The 18,491-nt window shown below is 71.7% G+C and carries 15 protein-coding genes and 1 pseudogene; 12 read left to right on the forward strand and 4 right to left on the reverse strand.

Translation table 11 applies throughout. From position 1 onward, the window contains the following. Positions 1 to 19: 19 nt before the first annotated feature. Positions 20 to 991 carry an Lrp/AsnC family transcriptional regulator gene (locus tag ACIBUY_RS02180; RefSeq protein WP_399151446.1) on the reverse strand — a complete coding sequence of 324 codons (972 nt, stop codon included), beginning with the start codon at positions 989 to 991 and terminating at the stop codon, positions 20 to 22. 176 nt (positions 992 to 1,167) lie between these two features. Between ACIBUY_RS02180 and ACIBUY_RS02185 the strand changes: the two genes are divergently transcribed. The 7 genes and pseudogenes from ACIBUY_RS02185 to ACIBUY_RS02215 form a co-directional block, all read left to right on the forward strand. Then, on the forward strand, positions 1,168 to 2,652 hold the full coding sequence (locus ACIBUY_RS02185) for an MFS transporter (protein ID WP_365578935.1): 1,485 nt from the start codon (positions 1,168 to 1,170) through the stop codon (positions 2,650 to 2,652). 235 nt (positions 2,653 to 2,887) lie between these two features. Then, positions 2,888 to 4,714, forward strand: a complete 1,827-nt coding sequence (locus ACIBUY_RS02190; protein ID WP_399151447.1) for an AMP-dependent synthetase/ligase — start codon at positions 2,888 to 2,890, stop codon at positions 4,712 to 4,714. 111 nt (positions 4,715 to 4,825) lie between these two features. Next, positions 4,826 to 6,082: an ABC transporter substrate-binding protein gene (locus tag ACIBUY_RS02195; protein ID WP_399151448.1), complete on the forward strand. Its 1,257-nt coding sequence runs from the start codon at positions 4,826 to 4,828 to the stop codon at positions 6,080 to 6,082. Between the two features lie 22 nt (positions 6,083 to 6,104). Next, entirely contained in the window at positions 6,105 to 8,780 is a 2,676-nt protein-coding gene (locus ACIBUY_RS02200; RefSeq protein ID WP_399151449.1) for an ATP-binding cassette domain-containing protein, read from the forward strand. Then, positions 8,777 to 9,520, forward strand: a complete 744-nt coding sequence (locus ACIBUY_RS02205) for an ABC transporter ATP-binding protein (RefSeq protein ID WP_399151450.1) — start codon at positions 8,777 to 8,779, stop codon at positions 9,518 to 9,520. The genes ACIBUY_RS02200 and ACIBUY_RS02205 overlap by 4 nt, the downstream gene beginning before the upstream one ends. Positions 9,521 to 9,654: 134 nt before the next feature. After that, positions 9,655 to 10,446 carry an aldo/keto reductase gene (locus ACIBUY_RS02210; protein ID WP_399152148.1) on the forward strand — a complete coding sequence of 264 codons (792 nt, stop codon included), beginning with the start codon at positions 9,655 to 9,657 and terminating at the stop codon, positions 10,444 to 10,446. Between the two features lie 125 nt (positions 10,447 to 10,571). Beyond that, positions 10,572 to 10,670 (forward strand): annotated as a pseudogene (locus tag ACIBUY_RS02215) (glycoside hydrolase family 48 protein); the annotation flags it as partial. Between the two features lie 45 nt (positions 10,671 to 10,715). Here ACIBUY_RS02215 and ACIBUY_RS02220 read toward each other — a convergent pair. Further along, the gene (locus tag ACIBUY_RS02220) at positions 10,716 to 12,581 is read right to left on the reverse strand and encodes a rhamnogalacturonan lyase (protein ID WP_365578945.1); all 1,866 of its coding nucleotides are present in this window, start codon (positions 12,579 to 12,581) and stop codon (positions 10,716 to 10,718) included. A gap of 106 nt (positions 12,582 to 12,687) precedes the next feature. After that, entirely contained in the window at positions 12,688 to 13,641 is a 954-nt protein-coding gene (locus ACIBUY_RS02225) for a helix-turn-helix transcriptional regulator (RefSeq protein WP_399151451.1), read from the reverse strand. Positions 13,642 to 13,680: 39 nt separating this feature from the next. On the opposite strand from ACIBUY_RS02225, the gene ACIBUY_RS02230 reads away from it, so the two are divergent. The 5 genes from ACIBUY_RS02230 to ACIBUY_RS02250 all read left to right on the forward strand — a co-directional run bounded on the left by ACIBUY_RS02230 (position 13,681) and on the right by ACIBUY_RS02250 (position 17,784). Then, positions 13,681 to 14,160: a hypothetical protein gene (locus ACIBUY_RS02230; protein ID WP_399151452.1), complete on the forward strand. Its 480-nt coding sequence runs from the start codon at positions 13,681 to 13,683 to the stop codon at positions 14,158 to 14,160. Continuing rightward, on the forward strand, positions 14,157 to 14,642 hold the full coding sequence (locus ACIBUY_RS02235) for a hypothetical protein (RefSeq protein ID WP_365578951.1): 486 nt from the start codon (positions 14,157 to 14,159) through the stop codon (positions 14,640 to 14,642). The genes ACIBUY_RS02230 and ACIBUY_RS02235 overlap by 4 nt, the downstream gene beginning before the upstream one ends. An 83-nt stretch (positions 14,643 to 14,725) precedes the next feature. Next, a complete protein-coding gene (locus tag ACIBUY_RS02240) occupies positions 14,726 to 15,709 on the forward strand; it encodes an aldo/keto reductase (protein ID WP_399151453.1) in 984 nt (327 codons plus the stop codon). An 86-nt stretch (positions 15,710 to 15,795) separates the two neighbouring features. Next, positions 15,796 to 17,031 (forward strand): serine hydrolase domain-containing protein, encoded by a 1,236-nt coding sequence (locus ACIBUY_RS02245; RefSeq protein WP_399151454.1) that lies wholly within the window; start codon positions 15,796 to 15,798, stop codon positions 17,029 to 17,031. A 39-nt stretch (positions 17,032 to 17,070) separates the two neighbouring features. Next, positions 17,071 to 17,784 (forward strand): TetR/AcrR family transcriptional regulator C-terminal domain-containing protein, encoded by a 714-nt coding sequence (locus ACIBUY_RS02250; RefSeq protein ID WP_365578957.1) that lies wholly within the window; start codon positions 17,071 to 17,073, stop codon positions 17,782 to 17,784. On the opposite strand, the gene ACIBUY_RS02255 is transcribed toward ACIBUY_RS02250, so the two are convergent. After that, positions 17,774 to 18,481: a class I SAM-dependent methyltransferase gene (locus tag ACIBUY_RS02255; RefSeq protein WP_399151455.1), complete on the reverse strand. Its 708-nt coding sequence runs from the start codon at positions 18,479 to 18,481 to the stop codon at positions 17,774 to 17,776. The genes ACIBUY_RS02250 and ACIBUY_RS02255 overlap by 11 nt on opposite strands. Positions 18,482 to 18,491: the final 10 nt, after the last annotated feature.

Consider the following 18,491-nt stretch of genomic DNA (forward strand, 5'->3'; position numbering starts at 1 on the left):
GCCGCCCCTCAGTCCCTCATCACCTGACCCGCGGCCGATACGTCAGCTGCTTCACCCGGCGCATGAACGGCGCCGTCTCCACGTGCTCGACGCCCTCCAGGCGGCCCAGCTTCCCGCTGACGTACGCGTACAGGTCGGCCGTGTCCCTCGCCAGGGCCGTGACCACGATGTTCGACGGGCCCGCCGTCGCGGCGGCGAAGGCGATCTCCTTGTGGTCGGCCAGGGCGCGGCCCACCGCGTCCAGGTGGCGCGGCGCCGCGGTGATCCACAGGACCGCGGCCACCGTGAAGCCGAGGCGCAGCGTGTCGTACTCGATGTCGATGTAGAGCGAGCCCGAGGCCATGAGGGCGGCCATGCGGCGTTTGACGGCGGACTCCGACCTGCCGGTGGCGCGCTGGAGTTCGGGGTAGGTGGCGCGGCCGTCCCGCTTCAGGACGTCCAGGAGCGGGGCGTCATCGGGGCCCGCCGCCGCCGGTTCCGCCGTGGCGGGTGCGGGGCGCAGCGCGGCGATCTGCTCGGGCGTCAGCGGGCCCTGCTTGCGCAGCCAGCCCTCGGGACCGCCGAAGAAGCGGTGCAGCAACTGCAGGGCCCGGATCTCGACGATGTGCGGGGTACGGGGCAGTTTGCCGAGGAGCAGGTCGTCGTGGTCGCCCGGGGTGCGCGGCACGGTGATGCAGACGACCTCCGTGCCGCCCGAGGCGAGCCCGATCCACAAGGTGTCGGGGCGGCGGGCGAGCGCGGCCGCGATGGTCTCGGCGCCGTCGGGGGCACAGCGCAGGCGCAGCATCCAGGTGTCGTGGCCGAGCAGTTGGCTGTCCTGGAGGCCGACGACGCGCAGGCCGCCGCTCTCGACGAGCCTGCGGTAGCGGCGGGCCACGGTCTGGTCGGAGACCCCGAGCACCTCGCCGATGCGGCTGAAGGGGGCCCGCGCGTCCACCTCCAGGGCGTGGAGGACTTGGGTGTCGAGCGCGTCGTAGGGGGTGGAATCCATCCTCGAAGCACCTCTCTTTGTCGAATTCCGTCGGATCCGACCCCGTGGCACGGCAGATCCGCCGCTCCCCGCCATCGTACGGAGTGACGAAGCAATCCAACCGGGTCGAGCCGGATCAACCGGATCGAGTCGAACCGAGCCGAATCGGTCGGCGATACGAAAGGTCGGAACTCACCATGCGTACATGGGGGACCCTGACGGCGGTCTGCCTGGGCACGTTCATGCTGCTGCTCGACGTGTCCATAGCCGTCGTGGCGCTGCCGGACATGGCCGGCGCGCTGCATGCCTCGCTCAGTGATCTGCAGTGGGTGATGGACGGATACGCGCTGGCGCTCGCCGCGCTGCTGCTCGGGACCGGGGCCGCCGCCGACATTCTGGGGCGGCGCCGGGTGCACGTCGTGGGCGTGGTCGTGTTCGCGCTCGCCTCGCTGGTGTGCGGCCTGTCGAGCGGTCCCGGGATGCTCGTGACCGCGCGCGTCGTGCAGGGGCTGGGCGCCGCGGCGATGTTCGCGACCACGCTGCCGATCATCGGGTCCGTCTACCAGGGGCGGCAGCGGTCGATCGCGCTCGGCGTGTTCGGTGCCGTCAGCGGGGGCGCGGCCGCGATCGGACCCGTACTCGGCGGGCTGCTCACCGAGGGGCCCGGCTGGCGGTGGATCTTCTGGGTCAATCTGCCGGTGAGCGTCGCCGCGGTGTGGCTGACGCTGCGGGCCGTGCCGGAGTCGCGCGGGCCGAAGGAGCGGCGCATCGACTGGGCCGGGACCGTGACGTTCGCGGCGTTCGCCGGGGGTGCGACCTACGGCGTGATCCGCGCCGGGGAGCGGGGCTGGAGCGAGCGGGGTGCGCTGGTCGCCTTCGCCGCGGCGGCCGTGGCGCTGCTGGCCTTCGTGCTCGTGGAGCGGCGTTCCGCGCATCCGATGCTCGATCTGGCGCTGTTGCGCAGGCCTGCGTTCGTGGGCGTGATGGTGGGCGCGTTCGCCTTCAACGCGGCCGCTTTCGGGGTGATGCCGTACCTGTCGCTGTGGCTGCAGACGCTGCTCGGGATGAGCCCGGTCCGCGGCGGTCTGGTGTTCCTGTCGCTGTCGGGGGCCTCGGTGGTGGTGTCGATCCTCGGCGGGAAGCTGCTGCACGGGGTGCCCGCGCGGATCACGGTGGGCGGCGGGCTCGTGCTGATCGGGGTCGGGGTGTGCTGCCAGGGCGTGCTCGACGCGGGCTCGACGGCGGCCACGCTGGTGCCGGGTCTGGTGCTGACCGGGATCGGGGTCGGTCTCGTCGCGCCGGGGCTCGCGGGCGCCGCGCTGGCCACGGTCGAGCCGGCCAGGGCGGGCATGGCGGGCGGTTCCCTCAACACGTTCCGCCAGCTCGGGTACGCGCTCGGGATCGCCGTCTTCGGCACCGTGCTGATCTCGCGGATGCAGGACACCCTGCCGCGCGGGGCCGCGCACGCGCTCGCGGGCGGCGGGGCGGACGCCCTGCGCGGGCAGGTGCCTGAGCACGCGCTGCGCACGGCTTTCGCACAGGGTCTCAACTCGGCTTCGCTGCTTGCCGGTTGTGTGGCGCTCGTCGGGGGCTTCGTGGTCCTGGCCCTGGTACGGTCGCCCCGGACACCCGTTGCGGAACCGACCACTCCGTCCAAAGAGCCGGTCGGTTCGCCCCGGTGACCTCTCCGTAGGGATTCGGTGGAGACCGATGAAGAACGGTGAAGAGGGGCAGGAGATTACGCCCGCGAAACTTACTGAAGCGTAAGTATTCTGTCCCGCCCCTTCCCTTGTGGCCGCATTTAACCGGCTGACCTGTGCATATTCCGCGCGCTTCCGGCGAGTTGACACCCCTCCCGCCGGGGCGCGCGGTCGGGTACCGTCACCGACGCTGTGCGGAGCGCCACAAGGAGCAACTTTGCGCGAGTTCACCAATCCCGCTCTGGCGTCGGCGCCGCCGGTGGGCGGCCTGGCCGACGCCGTCTTCGATCATGCCCTGGAGGACCCCTCGCACATCGCCTTCGGGCGCAAGGACAAACAGGGGCACTGGCGTGAGGTGACCGCGGGCGAGTTCGGCGACGAGGTCCTCGCGCTGGCCAAGGGGCTGCTCGCGCAGGGCATCCGGTTCGGCGACCGCGTCGCGATCATGTCCCGTACGCGCTACGAGTGGACGCTCTTCGACTTCGCCCTGTGGACCATCGGCGCCCAGGTCGTCCCGATCTATCCCACGTCGTCGGCCGAGCAGGTCTTCTGGATGCTGTACGACGCCCAGGTGACGGCGGCGGTCGTGGAGCACGAGGACCACGCGATGACCATCGCCACGGTCATCGACCGGCTGCCGCAGCTGCACCGCCTGTGGCAGCTGGACGGCGGCGCGGTCGACGAGGTGACCGCCTCCGGCACCCACATCGACGACGACACCGTGCACCGGCACCGGCGCGCGGTCACCCCGGACTCGGTCGCCACGATCATCTACACGTCCGGGACGACGGGCCGCCCCAAGGGCTGTGTGATCACGCACGCGAACTTCATGTTCGAGGCGGACACGATGGTGACGCGCTGGGAGCCGGTGTTCTCCTCCAAGCGCGACAACGCGGCGTCCACGCTGCTGTTCCTGCCGCTCGCCCACGTCTTCGGGCGGATGGTGCAGATCGCGGCCGTGCGCGGCGGCGTGAAGCTCGGGCACCAGCCGCAGCTGAACGCGGCGGCGCTGCTGCCCGACCTCCAGGCCTTCCGACCCACCTTCATCCTCGCGGTGCCGTACATCTTCGAGAAGGTCTTCAACGCGGCCCGCAGGAAGGCCGAGAAGGACGGCAGGTCCGGGCCCTTCGACAAGGCCGTGGAGTGTGCCGTGAAGTACGCGGACGCGCAGGAGGCCAAGGCCTTCGGCACGGGCCCCGGCCCGTCCGCCTCGCTGCGCATGCAGCACTCGCTCTTCGACAAGCTCGTGTACTCCAAGGTGCGCGAGGCGATGGGCGGCAAGGTGCGGCACGCGATGTCGGGCGGCTCGGCGATGGACCGCAGGCTCGGCCTGTTCTTCGCGGGCGCGGGCGTCACGATCTACGAGGGCTACGGGCTGACCGAGTCGACCGCCGCGGCCACCGCGAACCCGCCGGAGCAGACCCGCTACGGCACGGTCGGCAAGGCGATCCCCGGCACCACGGTGCACATCGCGGAGGACGGCGAGGTGTGGCTGTACGGGGGCAACGTGTTCCAGGGCTACCTCAACGACCCGAAGGCGACCGACGCGACCCTGCACGACGGCTGGCTCGCCACCGGTGACCTGGGCTCCCTCGACGAGGACGGCTATCTGACCATCACCGGGCGCAAGAAGGAGATCCTGGTGACCTCCGGCGGCAAGAGCGTCTCGCCGCAGCAGCTCGAGGAGCGGGTGCGCGACCACCCGCTGGTCGCGCAGTGCATCGTCGTCGGCAACGACCGGCCCTACATCGCGGCGCTCGTCACCCTCGACTCCGAGGCCGTGGAGCACTGGCTCGGCATGCGCGGCAAGCAGCTGATGACACCGGTCGATCTGGTGCACGACCCGGATCTGGAGATGGAGGTGCGGCGCGCGGTGGTCGCCGCGAACACCCTCGTCTCGCAGGCCGAGTCGATCCGCACGTTCCGGATACTGGCCCACCAGTTCACCGAGGAGCACGGGCTGCTCACCCCGTCCCTGAAGCTGAAGCGCAAGGCGATCGAGACGGCGTACTCGGCGGAGGTGGACGCGCTGTACCGGGCGTGATCCGTACGCCCACCGGTTTCTGACGGTTCATCAATTACCGATGCGTCAGTTATTGACGGTTCATCAGGTCGGACACAGAATCACCCTCACTTCGACGGAGGGGGCCCGACCGTGTCGCGACCGATCCGCGCCATCACCGCCACCGTGGCGGCACTTCTGCTCGCCACCGCCTGCAACTCCACCGCCAACAGCAACTCCCCGGCGGACAAGGGGAGTTCCGTACGCGGTGTGACCGCGGACGCCATCAAGGTGGGCGGCATCGTCTCCATGACGACCGCGAGCGGGTACAGCAAGAAGGACACCGATCTGGGGGCGAAGGCCCGCTTCGACCGTGCCAACGCCGAGGGCGGGATCAACGGGCGGAAGATCGACTACCTGGGCGCCGAGGACGACGGGCAGGACCCGGCGAAGAACCTGGCCGCCGCCCGCAAACTCGTCCAGCAGGACAAGGTGTTCGCGATCGCGCCGATGAGCTCGGTGACGTTCTCGGGGGCGGACTTCCTGCAGAAGCAGCAGGTGCCGACGTTCGGCTGGGGCACGATCCCCTCGTTCTGCGGACCGACGTACATCTACGGCTTCGGCGGCTGCATGGTGCCGATGCCGGGCGGCACCATCTCGCAGACCTGGCCCGAGGGGCTCAAGCAGGTCACGGGCGGCGCGAAGGGCAAGTCCGTCGCCATCCTCGCCAACGACAACGACGCGGGCACCTTCGCCATCCGCACGTACAAGCAGGGCTTCGCGGAGGCCGGCTACAAGGTCACCTACGCCAAGTCGTCGGTGCCCGCGACGTCGGTGCCGAGCGACTGGTCCGCGTACACGAAGGAACTGCTGCGCAGCAACGGCGGCAAGGCACCGGACGCCGTGGTGTCGGTGATGCAGACGCCGTACAACATCGGCCTGTTCACGGCGATCAAGCGCACCGGCTTCAAGGGCGTGCTCACCGATCCGACCGACTACGACCCCGGGCTGCTCGCCAAGAACACGACGAAGCAGGCGCTGGACGGCGTGCACATCCTGCTGTCCTTCGAGCCGTTCGAGTCGTCGACGCCCGCGATGCAGCAGTTCAAGGCGGACATCAAGAAGGCGGCGGGCGGCAAGGACGTGCCGCTCAACATGCACATGATGACCGGCTACATGAGCGCCGACCTGTTCCTCGCCATCGCGAAGAAGGCGGGCAAGGACCTGACCGTCGCCTCGTTCCAGGAGGCCGCGGACGGATTCTCGGACACCGGGACCATGGTCGGCGACCGCCAACTGCCCCGCGGGCAGAAGGAGTCGTTCGGCTGCGGGGCCCTCGTGCAGCTCAAGGACGGGGCGTACCGGGTGTCGTCGGCGTTCAAGTGCTATCCGCCGATCCCGTTCAAGTAGCGGCGCCTGAAGGGGACTTCGCATGAATGACCTGCTGGCCTTCGTGCTGAGCGGGCTGGTGTCGGGCGCGCTGTACGCGCTGCTCGCCACCGGGCTCGTCCTCTCCTACTCGGCCTCCGGCCTGTTCAACTTCGCGCACGGCGCGACGGCGTACCTGTGCGCGCTCGCCTTCTACGAGCTGCACTCCGGCTTCGGCTGGCCCGCCGTGCCGACCGCGCTGCTCGTGGTCCTCGTCGCGGCTCCCTTGCTGGGGTGGGGACTTGACCGGCTGATGTTCCGCAAACTGGCGCGGGTCGGGGAGAGCGCGCAGATCGTGGCGACGATCGGGCTGCTCGTCGCGCTGCCCGCGCTCGGCCTGTGGGTGGTGGATCTGCTCGACGACGCGGGGGCCTCGGTGAAACCCGCCGAGAACCAGTTCGGCCTGCCGGGCGTGGGGCCGAGCCCCGCGAAGAACTGGCAGCTGATGGACGGCGTCGGCATCGACTCCGACCAGCTGATCACCTGGGTGACGACGGCCGTGGTCGCGCTCGGGCTCTGGATCGTCCTGCGGCACACGGCACTTGGGCTGAAGCTGCGGGCCAACGTCGACAACCGGTCGCTCGTCGAGCTGCGCGGAACGAGCGCGGACCGGCTCTCCTCGGTGGCGTGGATGATGTCGTCGGGGCTCGCGGGCCTGGCGGGTGTGCTCGCCACTCCCCTGCTCGGGCTCTCCTCGCACGACTTCACCCTGTTCCTGTTCGTGTCGGCGACGGCCGCGGTGCTCGGCCGGTTCATGTCGGTGCCGCTGGCGTTCGCGGGCGGGCTCGGGCTCGGGGTGCTGCAGAACCTGGTCGCGGGGTACGCCTCGTTCGCGGAGAAGATCACCGGGTTCCGTACGGCGGTGCCGTTCCTGATCCTGTTCGCCGGGCTGCTGCTGCTCACGCGGCGGCAGCGCACGGCGGGCACGGCCGCGGTGGACGCGCCGCCCGTCGACTATCTGGCGGGGCGTTCCCGGGCGCGGCGCTGGGGCCCGTGGGCAGTGGCGGCGGTGCTGATGGCCGCGGCCTTCTACACGGTGACGACGCCGTTCTGGAGCGGCATCCTCGCCCAGGGTCTGGCGATCTCCCTGGTGTTCATGTCGTTCACCGTGGTGACCGGGCTCGGGGCGATGGTGTCGTTGGCGCAGGCGTCGTTCGTGACGGGCGCGGCGCTGGTCGCCGGGATCCTGATGAGCCACGGGGTGCCGTTCGTCGGCGCGGCGCTCGTCGGGACGTGCGCGGCGGCGGCGCTCGGCGCGCTCGTGGCGCTGCCCGCGCTGCGGCTCGGCGGCCGCTCGCTGGCCCTCGCCACGCTCGCCCTGGCCTTCCTCGCCGACCAAGTCCTGTTCCAGATGAGCTGGTTGAGGAACGGGGACACCGGCTGGGAGATCCCCCGAGCCGTCTTCGGACCGGTCGATCTGGGCGACGACCGGGCGATGGGCGTCGCCATGGTCGTGCTGTGCGCGGCGGCGGTGGCGGGGCTCGGCGCGCTGCGCGGCTCGCGGGCCGGGCGGGCGATGCTCGCGGTGCGCTCGGCGCCGGCCGCGGCGATGGCCTCGGGCGTCTCCGTGGTCCGCACGAAACTGCTCCTGTTCACCGTCTCGGCGGGCCTCGCCGGATTCGGCGGCGTGATGTACGCGTCGTACAACACCCGTATCACCGCGACCGACTTCACGGCGATGACCGGTCTGATCTGGCTCGCGGTGGTGGTCGCGGCAGGCGTGCGGCGGCCGCAGTTCGCGGTGGTCGCGGGCCTCACCTTCGCCGTGGTCCCCCACCTCATCAGCGACTACGTGACGGAGTCGGTGCAGCTGCCGGTCATCCTGTTCGGGCTCGCGGGCCTCGCGCTCGCCAACGACCCGGACGGGTACGCGGCGGCGTTCTCGGTGCGCCGCCACCGCCGCAGGGCGACGGCGGCACTGGAGGGCGCCTCGTCTCAGGAGCCCGTCACCGCCGCACCGGACCCGGACGCGGCGCTCCAACTCCTGGGCGTACGGGCCGGATACGACGGTGCGCCGGTCCTGCAGGGCGTCGACCTCACCGTCCGCCCCGGCGAGATCGTGGCACTGCTCGGGCCGAACGGCGCCGGGAAGTCGACCGCGTGCAAGGTCGCCGCGGGACTGATGTCACCGCTGCGGGGACAGGTGTACGTCGCCGGGCGCGCCGCGGGTGGCGAGGGTGCCGTGCGGCGGGCACGCGCCGGGGTGGTGCTCGCACCCGAGGGCCGCGGCATCTTCCCGTCCCTCACGGTGGACGAGAACCTGGCGCTTCAACTGCCTCTCAAGACAGACAGGTTGGCGGTCTACGAGCGGTTCGCAGGGCTCGCCGCCCGTCGCGACGTCACGGCGGGCTCGCTCTCCGGCGGCGAGCAGCAGATCCTCGCGCTCGCCCCGCTGTTGCACAGTCCCCCGCGCGTACTGATCGCCGACGAGCCGTCGCTCGGCCTCGCGCCCCGGGTCGTCGACGAGGTGTACCGGCTGCTCGCCGAACTCCGCGACGCGGGCACGGGGTTGCTGCTCGTCGAGGAGAAGGCGTCGGAGATCCTCGGCGTCGCGGACACCGTGGCGTATCTCGCGCAGGGGCGGGTCACCTGGTGCGGGCCGCGCGACAAGGTCGAGGCGGAGCGGCTCACGGACGCGTATCTCGGCATCTCGGCGACCAGTACGGAGGCCACGTCATGAGCGAGACGTACGTCCTGGAGGCCGAGGGCATCGGCGTGCGGTTCGGCGGGATACGCGCTCTGGACGGCGTCGCGCTGCGCCTCGCCCCCGGCGAGGTCTGCGGCCTCATCGGTCCGAACGGGGCGGGCAAGACGACGCTGTTCGACGTCGTGTCCGGGATCCGGCGGCCCGACGCGGGCCGGGTCCTGCTCGACGGCGCGGACATCACGCGGCGCTCCCCGGTGTGGCGGGCGCGGCACGGGATGCGCCGCACGTTCCAGCGCCAGCAGCTGTTCGGGCAGCTCACCGTCGCGGACAATCTGCTGGTCGCGCAGGAGTGGCGGCGCGGCGGCGCGGACGCGGAGCGGACCGGGCAGCTGCTCGACGCCTGCGGCCTGGCCGCGCTCTCGGACACGTACGCGGGAACGCTGCCGGTGGGGCGGGCCCGCATGGTGGAGCTGGCGCGGGCCGCCGCCGACCGCCCGCGCGTCCTGCTGCTCGACGAGCCCGCGTCCGGCATGACGGCCGACGAACGGGGACTGCTGGCGGCCGCGGTGCGGCGCCTGGCCGATCAGGACGGCTGCGCGGTGCTGCTCGTCGAGCACAACGTGGCCTTCGTGATGGAGCTCTGCTCCCGGGTCGTGGTCCTCGATCTCGGCAGGGTCCTCGCCGAGGGCACGCCCGCCGAGATCCGCGCCGACGAACGGGTGCGCGATGCCTACCTGGGAACCCAGACCCCGACCCAGAGTTCACATACGTGACTGGCAGACTTGGTCGTCGGCACAGGAATGCGCCTACGCCCGTGATCGTTGACCATGGGAGTACCACCCGACGACTTAAGGATCGACACCTCGTGAGCAAGGTCCCCCCGATCATCCTGAACAACGGCGTCGAGATGCCGCAGCTCGGTTTCGGCGTGTGGCAGGTGCCGGACGACGAGGCCGAGAAGGCCGTCGCGACGGCGCTGGAGGCCGGGTACCGCAGCATCGACACCGCCGCCATCTACGGCAACGAGGAGGGCACGGGCAAGGCGATCGCCGCGTCCGGCGTGGCCCGCGAGGACCTCTTCGTCACGACGAAGCTGTGGAACGCCGACCAGGGCCACGACGCCACCCTGCGCGCCTTCGACACCTCGCTCGCCAAGCTCGGCCTCGACCACGTGGATCTGTACCTGATCCACTGGCCGCTGCCGTCCAAGGACACGTACGTGGACACGTACAAGGCGCTCGAGAAGATCTACGCGGACGGCCGCGCCAAGGCCATCGGCGTCTCGAACTTCCTGCCCGAGCACCTGGACCGGCTGACCGCCGAGACCTCGGTGATCCCGGCCGTGAACCAGATCGAGCTGCACCCGCACCTGCAGCAGCACGCCCTGCGCGAGAAGCACGCGGAGCTCGGCATCGCCACCGAGGCCTGGTCGCCGCTCGGCCAGGGCAAGGGCCTCCTAGAGGTCCCGGCGATCGTCGCCATCGCCCAGAAGCACGGCCGCACCCCGGCCCAGGTCGTCCTGCGCTGGCACGTGCAGCTGGGCAACGTGGTGATCCCCAAGTCCGTGACGCCGTCGCGGATCAAGGAGAACATCGACGTCTTCGGCTTCGAGCTCGACCCCGAGGACCTCGGCGCGATCAGCGCGCTCAACGAGGACCGGCGGCTCGGCCCGGACCCGGCCACGTTCGACGTCGCCTGATCCCCGGGATCAGCGGGCCGGAGAAGATCATGTGCGGCGGGCCGCCGGCCCGCCGCACGGCCGTGCGAGCGGACGTTGGTGTGGTAGTGCTCGGCGCCCTCAGGCAGACAGCTGCCCTCGATGTGCCAGCCGGCACGTTCCGGATCCCCTCCACGCTCCAGTGGTCGGGCAAGCCGGACACCTGGAACGCGTCAAGTCCCGGCGCGGACGACGCCGTGTACGTACCAACGGTTCTGGGCCCAGGCGGACATCGCGCTCGCCATGGACTCCTACGGCGTCGTGATCGTCGGCCGCGGTGGTGTCGGCATCTTGTTCCCGATGAAGAAGCTCGGGTGCGGTGGCTGGTTGTACGCGGTGTTCTGCCAGGCCAGGCCCGTGCGGTACATCGTGTCGTGGAGCAGGGTCGTGATGCGGGTGCTCGTCTCGATCGGGGTCGAGTAGATGCGCAGGGCCGTGTTGTCGGACGTCGGCCAGACGACCTCCTCGCGCCAGTCGCCGAGGATGTCGCCGGAGAGCGACGGGGTGGCCTTGGTCGAGTTGTTGGAGTGGACGCCCGAACCGGTCAGCAGCCGGGTGTCCGCGGACGTGCCGTACTTGTCGATGTGCGTGCCGTCGAGGAGTTCGCGGGTGGTGTCGCCGTCCCACCAGGACAGGAAGTTGACGGAGGACGGCTCGCGGCCCTTCGTCGCGCCCGCCTCGTCGCGGATCGATGAGTCCGACGCCGACCAGGCCTCCGCGCCGTCGTTGCCCGCGTAGATGTCGTCGGCCACGCCACGGCCGTTGTCGCAGCAGGCGGCGAGCTTCCACTTCACCGTGCCGTTGGCCGGGTCGATGTACAGCTCGGCCGGCTGGGACGAGGACTCGGAGACCTTGAAGTACTCCAGGCCGGGCGAGGACGGGTCGAGGTCGGCGAGGTGCTGGGCGTCGCCGTGGCCCGTCTTCGTGGTCCACAGGCCCGACCCGTTGTCGTCCACGGCCATCGCGCCGTACACGATCTCGTCCTTGCCGTCTCCGTCGACGTCCCCGACGGAGAGCGAGTGGGAGCCCTGACCGTCGTACCCCTTGCCGGAGTTGGTGGACGCGTTGGTGTCGAACGTCCAGCGGCGCGTGAACCTTCCGTCGCGCCAGTCCCAGGCCGCGATCACCGTCCGCGTGTAGTAGCCGCGCGCCTCGATCAGGGAGGGCCGGGAGCCGTCGAGATACGCGGTGCCCGCGAGGAAGCGGTCGACGCGGTTGCCGTACGAGTCGCCCCACGACGACACCGTGCCGCGCGCGGGCACGTAGTCGACGGAGCTCATCGCGGCGCCGGTCCGCCCGTTGAACATGGTCAGGTACTCGGGCCCCGACAGGACGTATCCGCTGGAGTTGCGGTGGTCGGCGGAGGCGCTGCCGATGACCGTGCCCCGGCCGTCGACCGTCGCGTCGGCGGTCTTCATGGCGACCTCGGCCTTGCCGTCGCCGTCGTAGTCGTACACCTGGAACTGCGTGTAGTGCGCGCCGGAGCGGATGTTGCGGCCGAGGTCGACGCGCCACATCCGCGTGCCGTCGAGCTTCACGGCGTCGACGATCGTGTTGCCCGTGTATCCGGACTGGGAGTTGTCCTTGGCGTTCGTGGGCTGCCACTTGAGGACGAACTCGAGGACGCCGTCGCCGTCGAGGTCGCCGACGGACGCGTCGTTGGCCTCGTAGGTGTACGCGACGCCGTCGGGTGTCGTGCCGCCCGCGGGCGGCGTGATCGGTACGTCTTTGTAGCCCGTGCGGAACTGGACGGCGTGTGCCGAGTCCGCCTGCTCGGTGCCGTTCACGATCGCGCGGACCGTGTAGTCGGCGGAGCTGGGCGCGCCGGAGTGGAAGAAGTTCGTGGAGCCGGTGACCGGCGTGGAGTTGACCTTCGTACCGGCGCGGTAGACGTTGAAGGACACGTCGTCGGGGTCGGTGCCGAGCCAGCGCCAGGTGACCAGGTTCCCGGCGTCGGTGTGCACGCTGACCAGGCCGCGGTCGAGGCGCTCGGCCTGGCGTGCGGTGGCCGCGGAGGCCTCGTCGCCAGGCAGGAGGGTGAGCCCGGTGGCGGCGAGGGCCGCGGCCGTCGTGGTGGCGAGCAGCAGACGGCGGCGTCTGCGATGGGGGCGGGGCATGACGGACTCCTGGGGTGGGAACGTGCGGATGCCTTGCGTTCCGTCAGTTGCCGCCGACGAGAGGCGAGTTGCCGCGGCATGCCGATCAATTGCCGTGGTACGCAGCTCAGTTGCCGTCCGCGTACATCTGCGCCAGGGCCGCCGCCGTCGCCGCGATCCGCTCGCGCAGCTCGACCGGCTCGAGGACCTCGACGTCCGCGCCGAGCCGCAGGAAGTCGTCGTGCGCACGGCCGATCGACTCGATGGGGAGCGTGGCCCGCGTCCAGCCGTCGGGCTCCGCGGGGCCGAGGGCCGCGGTGGCGGGGAGCCGGTCCGCGGCGCCCGGCGCGATCCTGATCACGGCCTCGCCCGTGTGCAGCCGCCGGTGGAAGTCGTCCTGGTACGCCCTCCAGTACGCGGCCAGGTCGAAGTCGGCGGGCGGCGTGAACTCCTCCTCGGTGGCGCGGAGTTCGAGGATCTGGTCGACGCGGTAGGCGCGCGGGCCGCCGCTGCCCGCCGACGCGACGACGTACCAGCGGCCCGCCTTGAGCACGAGTCCGTACGGTTCCAGGCGTCGCTGCACGTCGGTGGGTGCGCGCCAGCGGCGGTACGTGACGTGCAGGACGCGCCGGTCCCAGACGGCGGCGGCCACCGCGGGCAGGTGCACGACGGGCTCCTCCTCGGCGTACCAGCCGGGTGCGTCGAGGTGGAAGCGGGCGCTGATCCGGTCGGCGTGCGTGCGCAGTTCGGCGGGGAGCGCGGCCCGGACCTTCAACTGGGCGGCGGCGAGCACCGGGCCGAGTCCGAGGTCGGCGGCGGGGCCCGGCACCCCGGCGAGGAACAGGGCCTCGGCCTCCTGGCTGGTCAGGCCGGTCAGCCGGGTGCGGTAGCCGTCGAGCAGCCGGTAGCCGCCCGCGTGCCCCGCGTCTCCGTACAGCGGAACGCCCGCGGCCTGCAGCGCCTCCACGTCGCGGTAGACGGTGCGTACGGAGACCTCGAGCTCGGCGGCGAGTTGGGCAGCGGTCCGGGAGCCCCTGGTCTGGAGCAGCAGCAGGATCGAGACGAGACGGCTGGACTTCACTGACACAGGATGTCAGTGAAGTCGGCTTAGCGTCCCGCCATGACCTTCCGAGAGAAGCTGCTGACCGTGGCACCGCCCCTGGAAACGGCGGGGCGCCGCGTCAAGCGCTACCACGTGACGGACGACCCCCTGGGCCTCGCGCCCGACGTCGCCGAGGCCGCGTACGCGATCCTGCCGAAGCTGCTGCCGGAGCCGGACGGCACGCCACCGGGCACGTTCACCGTCCTGCACCAGGGTGGCGACGGCGGCGTGTACCTCAACGCCTACAGCTGGGTGTGGGACAACGTCCTGCACTTCCGGGGTGCCGCCGCGGCCCAGCCGGCGCTCGGCTGCCCGGACGGCGACCCGACCCACTTCGTGCTGCCCGAATCCCCGTGGATCGGCTGCGTCTGGGAGCTGCCGCCGATCCTGCACGAACGCGACGCCTGGGTCCGGCACCTGCTGGCACCCGACTCCCCCGATCTCGACGCCTACGTACACGACACGCTGCCCGAGGGCACGACAGGAGACCGCTCATGAGCACCGCCCGCGACTTCGACTTCTTCATCGGCGACTGGGACACGGTCCACCGCCGTCGGCTCGACTTCCTCGACCCGGACAGCGGCTGGGAGGAGTTCGGCGCGACGAACCGCTGCTGGGCCCTGTTCGGCGGCGCCGCCAACATCGACGAGATGCCCGTGCCGTCGCAGGGCTGGACGGGGCTCACGCTGCGCCTCTTCGACCCGGAGACCCGGCAGTGGTCGCTGAACTGGTCCACGGACCGCACCGGACGCCTCTTCCCGCCCGTCGTCGGCCAGTTCACCGACGGGCGCGGGGAGTTCATCGGTGACGACACACACGACGGCAAGGACGTGAAGGTGCGGTTCGTGTGGTCGGGGATCTCGGCGACCACGGCGCACTGGGAGCAGGCGTTCTCGCTCGACGAGGGCCGTACGTGGCTGACGAACTGGACGATGGCCTTCACCCGCCGGTCCGACGAGCCGGACGGCGAACGCGCTTGACTTCGCGTGCACTTCAACACGTTGACTCCTGCTCACAGCCCGGCCCGCAGCAGGCGGCCGGGCCCCGCAAGGGGGGATCTCGCATGAAGTACCGCACCATCGGCACGGCCGAGTCGACGCGCCGCGAGGTGAGCGTTCTCAGCCTCGGCGCCATGCTGTTCGGCACGCTCACCGACGAGAAGACGTCGTTCGCGATCCTCGACCGGTACGTCGAGGCGGGCGGCACCTTCGTCGACACCTCCGACAACTACGCGTTCTGGCAGACCGGCAGCGTCGGCGGCGAGAGCGAGACGGTCCTCGGCAACTGGCGGCGCAGCCGCGGCATCGGCGACGAGATCGTCATCGCCACGAAGCTCGGCGCCGCCCCGCTCGCACCGGGCACCGGGTACGTGGACAACGGGGAGGGTCTGTCGGCCCCGGCCATCCGCAGGGCCGTGGCGGGCAGCAAGGCGCGGCTCGGCATGGACCGCCTCGACGTGCTGTACGCGCACATTCCCGACCCCGAGGTCGAACTCGCCGAGACGGTACGGGAGTTCGGGTCGCTCGTGAACGAGGGCTCGGTCGGACTGCTCGGCGTCTCCAACCACTGGGCGTGGCAGGTGGAGCGGGCCCGGGCCATCGCGCGGGCCGAGGGCCTGCCCGGGTACGAGTTGCTGCAGTACCAGCACAGCTATCTGCGGCACCGCATCGACACCCCGAGCCAGCTGTCCCCGGACGGTGAACTGGGCACCGCCGACGGCAACCTGCTCAGCATGGTGCGGGCCGAGCGGGACCTCACGCTGGTCGCGTACTCGCCGCTGCTCGGCGGGGCGTACGTACGGGACGACAAGAAGCTCAGCCCGGGCCACGACCACGGCAGCGTCAAGCCGCGGATGGCGGCGCTGAAGGACGTGGCGAAGTCCTCGGGGGGCACCGTGAACCAGGTGGTGCTCGCCTGGATGATCGGCGCCGACGTCCCGGCGATCCCGCTGGTCGGCGCGTCGTCCGTGGCGCAGATCGAGGAGAGCCTGGGGGCGGTCGACCTGGAGCTGACCGAGGACGAGCGGGCTCGCCTGGACGTGGTCTGACCCGGCCTCGGACCGGCGGTCGGCCGCCGCTTCCTTGCCTGCCCTGAACTCCGGTGTCACCATTGGTCCGAAATTACGGTCGGTGGGTGACGCGGGAGGTCGCGATGGGCACGGGCACGAGACGAACGGGCGGCGCCCTGGCGCTCGGGGCGGCGGTCGCCGGTCTGGGAGCGGGGGCCGGCTGGCTGTGGCGGCACCAGGCCGAGATCGCGTTCTCCCGCCCGGTCAACGAGTGGGCGTTCACGCACATGTCCGCGGTCCTGCCGACGGAGCCGGTGGCCCGGGCCGCCACGCCCCGGCCGCTGCCGTCCGCACCGGGGCTGCACGGATTCGCGTACGAGCACGACGGCGAGCGGCGCACCCTCGCCCAACTGCACGCGCGGACCCACACGACGGGCTTCGCGGTGCTGCACCGCGGGGTGCTCGTGCGCGAGGAGTACCCGGGACGCTTCGCCTCGCCGCAGGCCAGGTTCCAGCTGTTCTCGCTGACCAAGTCGGTCACGTCGATGCTCATCGGGATCGCCCTGGAGGAAGGCGCCCTCGGGTCCCTGGACGACAAGGTGGTCACACTCCTGCCGCAGCTGGCGGGCAGCGCGTACGACGGGCCGACGGTCGGGGACCTGCTCCACATGAGCAGCGGCGTCGGCTTCGTGGAGGACTACGCCGACCCCCACTCCTCGTTCGCGCGCTTCGAGCGGGCGGTGTCGGGCGGCGGCTCCCTCCTGGAAGTGGTGCGCTCGCTGCCGCGTGCGGCGGAGCCCGGCGGTACGTTCAACTACTCCACGGTGGACTCCCAGGTCCTCGGCTGGGTCCTGGAAGCGGCGACGGGCACGACCCTGGCGCAGTACGCGCACAGCCGCCTGTGGAGCCGCATCGGGGCGGAGCGCGACGCGTACTACTTCCTCACCCGGGGGCGGCCGCGCACCGCGCTCGGCGGCGGTTCGCTCAACGCGGCGGTGCGGGACATGGCGCGGATCGGCCTGCTGATGGCGCGCGGCGGCGAGCTGGACGGGCAGCGGATCGTGCCCGCGGCGTGGGTCGGGCGCAGCCGCGGCGCGGGCCTGCCGCACCTGGACGTGGGCGCGCTCGGCCCGGACTTCCCCCGGCACTACGGGTACGCGAACCAGTGGTGGACGCTCGGCGGGGAACGCCGCTCGTTCACCGGGATCGGCATCCACGGGCAGTACCTGTGGGTCGACCCCGAGGCCGATGTGGTGGTGGTCAAGACGAGCGCGTGGAACACGGCGGAGGACGAGGCCAGGGACGCCGAGACGGTGGCCGCGCTGCGGGCCCTGGTCACACACCTGGAGACGGCCGGCTGAGCCCCTGCGGCGGCAACGGCGGTCGATAGGATGACCGACATGACCGCATCACGGGCGAAAGCAGCGCCGCAGGCCACGCCGCGGCGCGGTCGTCCGCCGTCCACCTCGCTCAACCACGACCTGATCCTCGACACCGCGTTCGCCCTCGTCGACCGCGAGGGCGCCGACGCCCTCACCCTGCGCCGCCTCGGCTCCGACCTGGGCGCCAACCACACCGCGGTGCTGCGGCACTTCGCGGGCAAGGACGAGATCCTGCTCGGGCTCGCCGAGCGTCTGCTCCAGGAGGCGATGGACGGCTTCGCACCGTCCGGCGACTGGCGCGCGACGCTGGAGACGCTGGCCCGCAGGGTGCGCGCGGCGTGCCTGGCGCACCCGCAGGTCGCGGTCCTCGTCGCCACGCGCGTCACGCGCCGCGAGGCGGAGTTCCACGGCGCGGACGTGGTCATCGGCGCCCTGCGCAGGGCCGGGTTCGGCGACCGCGACGCGGCCCGCTACTACCGGTCGCTGGTCGACACCGCCCTGGCCGTGTCCTCGTACGAGGCGTCGGTCGTCGCCCTCGGCAGCGCCACCCGGGAGGGCGACCGGATGGCGTGGCGCCGCGAGTACCTGGCCGTGTCGCCGAGCCGCTACCCGGACCTGGCGGCGGTCGCCCCGCATCTGGCCGGGGCCGACGAGGACGACCAGTTCGAGACGACGCTCGGCCTGATGCTGGACGCGATCGCCCTGCGGGCCGCAGGGACTCCTAACGGCTGAAGGCCAGCACCGTGTACGTGGGTTCCGGCCGCGGGACCTCCTGCCCGGGCAGCGCCTCGAGCCGCCGGGCCAGGTCCTCGCCGCCGTCCGCGTGGATCCGCCCCTCCCGTACGTCCCGCGCGAGCCGGGCCGGGGTGCGGCCCTGCCCGTGCCCCACGAAGGTGGCCCGGCCGCAAGGACGCAGCCCGTGTCCGTCGGCGTACGCCGTGATGAGCTCGGCCGCGTCGGCCGGGCGGCGGCGGGCGTACGGCTCGACGAGCGCGCAGATGTCGCTGCCCATCAGGTGCGCGGCGCCCTTGTCGACGGTCGTGAGGTAGACGCCGCCGGGGCGCAGCACGCGCGCGGCCTCGGCGACGACGGGCGCCGCGTCGTCAAGGAGGTGGAGCAGCCAGATCGACGTGACGGCGTCGAACGTGCCGTCCGCGAAGGGGAGTTGACGGGTGTCGGCGCGCGCCACCGCCCCGTCGAGACGGGGCCCCGCCGCGCGCAGCATGCCCTCGGCCAGGTCCACGCCGAAGGGGCGCAGGCCCGGCCGGGCCAGGCGGCGCGTGACGATGCCGGTGCCGCAGGCCAGGTCGAGCAGGGCCCGGGCGGTGGGCGGGACGAGGGGGAGGATCGCGTCGGCGGCGGCCCGGGCGCGGGGTTCGCCGCCGCGGGTCGCGTCGTACCGGGTCGCTTCCTGGTCGTAGTCGAGCACGACCCCGACT

The sequence above is a fragment of the Streptomyces sp. NPDC050085 genome (assembly GCF_044460595.1).
GTDB lineage: Bacteria > Actinomycetota > Actinomycetes > Streptomycetales > Streptomycetaceae > Streptomyces.